Source organism: uncultured Tepidimonas sp. (assembly GCF_938045175.1).
In the GTDB taxonomy this organism is placed as follows: domain Bacteria; phylum Pseudomonadota; class Gammaproteobacteria; order Burkholderiales; family Burkholderiaceae_C; genus Tepidimonas.
Genome location: NZ_CALIND010000042.1, coordinates 1 through 6,168 on the forward strand (window position 1 = coordinate 1; position 6,168 = coordinate 6,168).

Annotated in this window: 5 protein-coding genes; all 5 read right to left on the minus strand. The window is 65.2% G+C overall.

The features are described from left to right. Positions 1 to 993: biotin carboxylase N-terminal domain-containing protein (locus Q0716_RS02175; RefSeq protein WP_299019163.1), on the minus strand; the 993-nt coding region annotated here is incomplete at its 3' end. A 19-nt stretch (positions 994 to 1,012) separates the two neighbouring features. Further along, positions 1,013 to 2,545 carry an acyl-CoA carboxylase subunit beta gene (locus Q0716_RS02180; RefSeq protein ID WP_299019164.1) on the minus strand — a complete coding sequence of 511 codons (1,533 nt, stop codon included), beginning with the start codon at positions 2,543 to 2,545 and terminating at the stop codon, positions 1,013 to 1,015. A 9-nt stretch (positions 2,546 to 2,554) separates the two neighbouring features. Next, positions 2,555 to 3,343 carry a hypothetical protein gene (locus tag Q0716_RS02185; RefSeq protein WP_299019165.1) on the minus strand — a complete coding sequence of 263 codons (789 nt, stop codon included), beginning with the start codon at positions 3,341 to 3,343 and terminating at the stop codon, positions 2,555 to 2,557. Beyond that, positions 3,337 to 4,359 carry a methylmalonyl Co-A mutase-associated GTPase MeaB gene (gene meaB, locus Q0716_RS02190; RefSeq protein ID WP_299019169.1) on the minus strand — a complete coding sequence of 341 codons (1,023 nt, stop codon included), beginning with the start codon at positions 4,357 to 4,359 and terminating at the stop codon, positions 3,337 to 3,339. Before meaB ends, Q0716_RS02185 begins: the two co-directional genes overlap by 7 nt. A gap of 35 nt (positions 4,360 to 4,394) precedes the next feature. Continuing rightward, the coding region (gene scpA / locus Q0716_RS02195; protein ID WP_299019167.1) for a methylmalonyl-CoA mutase at positions 4,395 to 6,168 on the minus strand (1,774 nt) is incomplete at its 5' end.

Here is a 6,168-nt window from a genome sequence, read left to right on the forward strand (position 1 = left end):
CTCGATCGCGAGCTGCTCCTGGCGCAGCGGCAACCGCTCGCCGCTCGCCACCCGCAGTTGCCACTCGACGAGGTCGAGGCCGGTGATCATCTCGGTCACCGGATGCTCGACCTGCAGACGGGTGTTCATCTCCAGGAAGTAGAAGTTCTGGTCCTTGCCGACCACGAACTCCACCGTGCCCGCGCTCTGGTACTGCACGGCCCGGGCCAGCGCCACGGCCTGTTCACCCATGGCACGGCGCGTGGCATCGCTGATGAAGGGCGACGGCGCCTCCTCGATCACCTTTTGGTGGCGGCGCTGGATCGAGCATTCGCGCTCGTTGAGGTAGAGCACGTTGCCGTGCGCGTCGCCGAGCACCTGGATTTCGATGTGGCGCGGCTCCTCGACGAACTTCTCGATGAAGACGCGGTCGTCACCGAAGCTGTTGCGCGCCTCGTTGCGGCAGGAGGTAAAGCCCTCGAACGCTTCCTTGTCGTTGTAGGCCACGCGCAGCCCCTTGCCGCCACCGCCGGCACTGGCCTTGATCATGACCGGATAGCCGATGCCACGCGCGATCTCGACCGCCTGCTCGGGCGTCTCGATCGGGTCGTTCCAGCCCGGGATGGTGTTGACACCCGCGTCCTTGGCCAGTGTGTTGGAGGCGATGTTGTCGCCCATGGCGGCGATGGAGTGGTGCTTCGGGCCGATGAAGACCAGCCCTTCTTCCTCGACGCGGCGGGCGAACTCCTCGTTTTCGGACAGGAAACCGTAGCCAGGGTGAATGGCCTCGGCTCCCGTGGCCTTGGCCGCGGCAATGATTTTGTCGGCGACCAAGTAGCTCTCGCGGCTGGGCGCAGGCCCGAGCAGCACGGCCTCGTCGGCCAGACGGACATGGCGGGCTTCACGATCCGCCTCGGAGTACACCGCGACGGTGGCGATGCCCATCTTACGCGCGGTAGCGATGACGCGGCAGGCGATCTCGCCGCGGTTGGCAATCAGGATTTTTTTGAACATGGTGTGCGCTCCCCTTGCCTCACAGCGGAATGTTGCCGTGCTTGCGCCACGGGTTGTCGAGCTTCTTGTCCTTGAGCATGACGAGCGAGCGGCAGATACGCTTGCGCGTCTCGTGCGGCAGGATGACGTCGTCGATGTAGCCGCGCTCGGCGGCGACGAAGGGGTTGGCAAAGCGCCGCTTGTACTCCGCCTCACGCTCGGCCAGCTTGGCCGGATCCTTCTTGTCTTCGCGGAAGATGATTTCCACCGCGCCCTTGGCACCCATGACGGCGATCTCGGCATTCGGCCAGGCCAGATTGACGTCACCGCGCAGGTGCTTGGAGGCCATCACGTCGTAGGCACCACCGTAGGCCTTGCGGGTGATGACGGTGATCTTGGGTACGGTCGCCTCGGCATAGGCGTAGAGCAACTTGGCCCCATGCTTGATGATGCCGCCGTACTCCTGCGCAGTGCCCGGCATGAAGCCCGGCACGTCCACGAAGGTGATGACCGGGATGTGAAACGCATCGCAAAAGCGCACGAAGCGCGCCGCCTTGATGCTGCTTTTGATATCCAGACAGCCTGCCAGCACCAACGGCTGGTTGGCCACGATGCCCACGGTCTGCCCATCCATGCGCGCAAAGCCCACGATGATGTTCTTGGCGTAGTCGGGCTGGATCTCGAAAAAGTCGCCGTCGTCGACCGTCTTGAGGATCAGCTCCTTCATGTCGTAGGGTTTGTTGGGGTTATCGGGCACCAGCGTGTCCAGACTGAGCTCGGCGCGATCGACGGGGTCGCCACTGGGGCGCAGGGGTGCTTTCTCGCGGTTGGACAGCGGCAGGTAGTTGAACAGACGCCGCACCATCAACAGCGCCTCGACGTCGTTGTCGAAGGCGCGGTCGGCCACGCCACTGCGCGTGGTGTGCGTGCCAGCGCCGCCCAACTCCTCGGCGGTGACCTCCTCGTGTGTAACGGTCTTGACCACTTCGGGGCCGGTGACGAACATGTACGACGTGTCTTTGACCATGAAGATGAAGTCGGTCATGGCCGGCGAGTACACCGCGCCCCCCGCGCACGGGCCCATGATGACGCTGATCTGTGGAATCACGCCCGAGGCCAGCACGTTGCGCTGGAACACCTCGGCGTAGCCCCCCAGCGACGCCACACCCTCCTGGATGCGCGCGCCGCCCGAGTCGTTGAGACCGATCACCGGCGCGCCGACCTTCATCGCCTGGTCCATGATCTTGCAGATCTTCTCGGCATGCGCCTCCGACAGCGCACCGCCGAAGACGGTGAAGTCCTGGCTGAAGACGAACACCAGTCGCCCGTTGATCATGCCGTAGCCGGTCACGACACCATCACCCGGAATCTTCTGGTCCGCCATGCCGAAATCGGTGCAGCGGTGCTCGACGAACATGTCCCATTCCTCGAAGGTGCCCTCGTCGAGCAACACTTCGATGCGCTCGCGCGCGGTGAGCTTGCCCTTGGCGTGTTGGGCGTCGATGCGCTTTTGCCCGCCGCCTTGGCGGGCAGCGGCGCGCTTGCGCTCGAGCTGTTCGAGAATCTCTTGCATGATGAGCTCCTAGGATGAAACGGAGTGCGAGCTGTGCCAATCCGTCAAAAAATCGGCCAGCGCCTGCAGACTGATGATGTCGCGCCCCCAGGGATTGCGGCGATTGGGCAAGTGGCGCAACCAAGCCAAGCGTTCGATGGCGCCGCCGATACGTTGGCGCACCTCCACCGAGATGCTGGCCTGCACCTCGGACCACGCCTGAAGCACCTGTGCGCGTGGCACGTTCACACACCACAGCGCCGACAAGAGGTAGGCCAGCCAATCCCGGGCCTGGGCATCCGCCAGTGACATGACCTCCAGCGGATCGTCCTCGAAATCCAGATAGACCACCCCTGGATCGGACAGCAACATGTTGCGCGCGAACGCCTGGCTCAGGTACTGACCCGCAGCATGAACCTGCGCCAGGCCGCGCAGGCCACGTTCAAACGCCGGCAGCGCCACCTCCGGCGTGTCGGTCAACAAGGCGCTCAACGGCACACCGTCCACATGCGACAACACGATGAAGTCTGGTGCTTGATGCAGCACCGCAGGCACGGGCACCCCGCTGCGGGCCAGCGCCTGCAGTCGCCGCACCTCGGTCGCTTGCGCAGCGGCACCGCCCGGCGCCGGTACGGGGCGCAGTAGCGGGTGGCGCACAACACGCGCCAGCGAGGACATCAGCCAAAAGCGTGCCGCCGACCGCGGTGGGCGCTGCCCCTTGACCACGACCCGCCCCTCGGCCACGTCGAGGATCTCGACGCGATGGCGCCGCCAACCGGGTGACATTTCGATGCGCTGCACCGATTCCACGCTCAGCATGCACGCGCTCCGGTATCTGTCACGCACGGTATCGCAAACGCCTGCAACAACTGCCGCGCCGCCACCGACGCCACCACGCGTCCGGCCAACACCTCGGCGGTGAGCGCGGGCAGGCGGTCCTGGACGGCCGGGTGTTGGGCAAAAGCCTCTCGCAGACCACTGTCGATGCGCTCCCACATCCACGCTTTGGCCTGCTGCTGGCGGCGCGCCTGCCATCGGCCGTTGGCCTGCTGCAGGTGCCGGAATTCGCTGACGAGTCGCCAAAACTCGGCCACGCCCTGCCCCGACAGGGCACTGAGCTGGATGACGCGCGGATGCCACAGCGCCTCGTCGTGGTGCGCGGTGTCGGGTCGGCCGTGCAAGCCAAGCAGGCGCAGTGCCGACGTGATCTGCGCCTGGGCGCGGGTCGCGGCATCGGCGTCGAGGTCGGCCTTGTTGATCACGACCAAATCGGCCAGCTCCATGATGCCCTTTTTGATCGCCTGCAGGTCGTCACCGGCGTTAGGCAGCTGCAACACGCAAAACATATCGGTCATGCCGGCCACGGCGGTTTCGCTCTGCCCCACGCCCACCGTCTCGACGATCACGACGTCGTAGCCGGCCGCCTCGCACACCAGCATCGCTTCGCGCGTCTTGGCGGCGACACCGCCGAGGTTGCCACCACTCGGGCTGGGACGGATGTAGGCGCGCTCGTGCGTCGAGAGCCGCTCCATGCGCGTTTTGTCACCAAGGATGGAGCCGCCCGAGACGCTGCTGCTTGGGTCCACCGCCAGCACCGCCACCCGGTGCCCCAGGCCGATCAGGTGCAGGCCCAGCGCCTCGATGAAGGTGCTCTTGCCCACCCCGGGCACGCCGCTGATCCCTAAGCGAAAAGCGCGCCCGGCGTGCGGCAGCAGCGCGTTGAGCAGCGCGTCGGCCTCGCGCCGATGGTCGGGGCGGGTCGACTCCAACAACGTGATCGCCTTGGCAACGGCACGCCGCTGCGTGGCACCATCGCCATGCAGGATACCCTGCAGCCAGACCTGGGCTGGCGCTGCGCACGCCGCGTCGCTCACGCCAGCGCTTCCTTGATTTTTTCCAGCACGTCTTTGGCACTGGCCGGAATGGGCGTGCCGGGGCCATAAATGCCCTTGACCCCCGCCTCATACAGAAACTCGTAATCCTGCCGCGGAATCACGCCACCGACGAAGACGATGATGTCGTCGGCCCCTTGCTGGCGCAGCGCCTCGATGATGGCGGGCACCAGCGTCTTGTGTCCAGCGGCCAGGGTCGAGATCCCCACCGCGTGCACGTCGTTTTCGATGGCCTGGCGCGCGCACTCCTCGGGCGTCTGGAACAGCGGCCCGATATCGACGTCGAAACCGAGGTCGGCGTAAGCGGTGGCCACCACTTTGGCGCCACGGTCGTGCCCGTCTTGGCCCAGCTTGGCGATCATGACGCGCGGGCGGCGCCCGTACTGCTCGGCAAAGGCAGCGATTTCCTGTTTGAGCTTTTCCCAGCCCTCGGCGGAATCGTAAGCGGCAGCGTACACCCCGGTCACCTTTTGTGTGTCGGCGCGGTGGCGCCCAAAGACCTTCTCCAGCGCATCGGATACCTCACCCACGGTGGCACGCAGGCGTACCGCGTCGATCGTCAAGGCCAGCAGGTTGCCTTGCCCACTTTGCGCGCACGCCGTCAACGCGTCGAGCGCGCGCTGCACGGCCGCGTTGTCACGCGTGGCACGGATGTGCTGCAAGCGGGCGATCTGCGCCTCGCGCACCTTGAGGTTGTCCACCTCGAGGATCTCCACCGGATCCTCTTTGGCCAGCCGGTATTTGTTGACACCGACGATGACGTCCTTGCCCGAGTCGATGCGGGCTTGCTTTTCGGCGGCACTGGCTTCGATCTTGAGCTTGGCCCAGCCACTCTGCACCGCGCGCGTCATGCCTCCCATGGCGTCGATCTCTTCGATCAGCGCCCACGCCTTGTCGGCCATCTGCTGCGTCAGCGCCTCCATCATGTAGCTGCCGCCCCAGGGGTCGATGACGTTGGTGATGTGCGTCTCCTCCTGCAAGATGAGTTGCGTGTTGCGCGCGATGCGCGCCGAAAACTCCGTGGGCAGCGCGATCGCCTCATCGAACGAATTGGTGTGCAGGCTCTGCGTACCACCGAAGACGGCCGCCATCGCCTCGATGGTGGTGCGCACGATGTTGTTGTAGGGGTCCTGCTCGGTCAGGCTCCAGCCCGAGGTCTGGCAGTGCGTGCGCAGCATCAGGCTCTTGGGTTTCTTGGCGCCAAAGCCCTTCATGATCCGGCACCACAGCAGCCGCGCGGCGCGCATCTTGGCGATCTCGAGGTAGAAGTTCATCCCGATCGCCCAGAAAAACGACAACCGCCCGGCAAAGTCGTCGACGTCCAGCCCCTTGGCCAGCGCGGTCTTGACATACTCCTTGCCGTCCGCCAGCGTGAAGGCCAGCTCCAGCGCCTGGTTGGCACCCGCCTCCTGCATGTGATAGCCCGAGATGCTGATCGAGTTGAACTTGGGCATGTGCCGCGCCGTGTACTCGATGATGTCGCCGATGATGCGCATCGACGGCTCGGGCGGGTAGATGTAGGTGTTGCGGACCATGAACTCCTTGAGAATGTCGTTCTGGATGGTGCCGCTCAGTTGGTCCTGACGCACGCCCTGCTCTTCGGCTGCGACGATGTAGCCCGCCAGCACCGGCAGCACCGCGCCGTTCATGGTCATCGACACGCTCATCTGATCGAGCGGGATGCCGTCGAACAGAATTTTCATATCTTCCACGGAATCGATGGCGACCCCGGCCTTGCCCACATCGCCGACA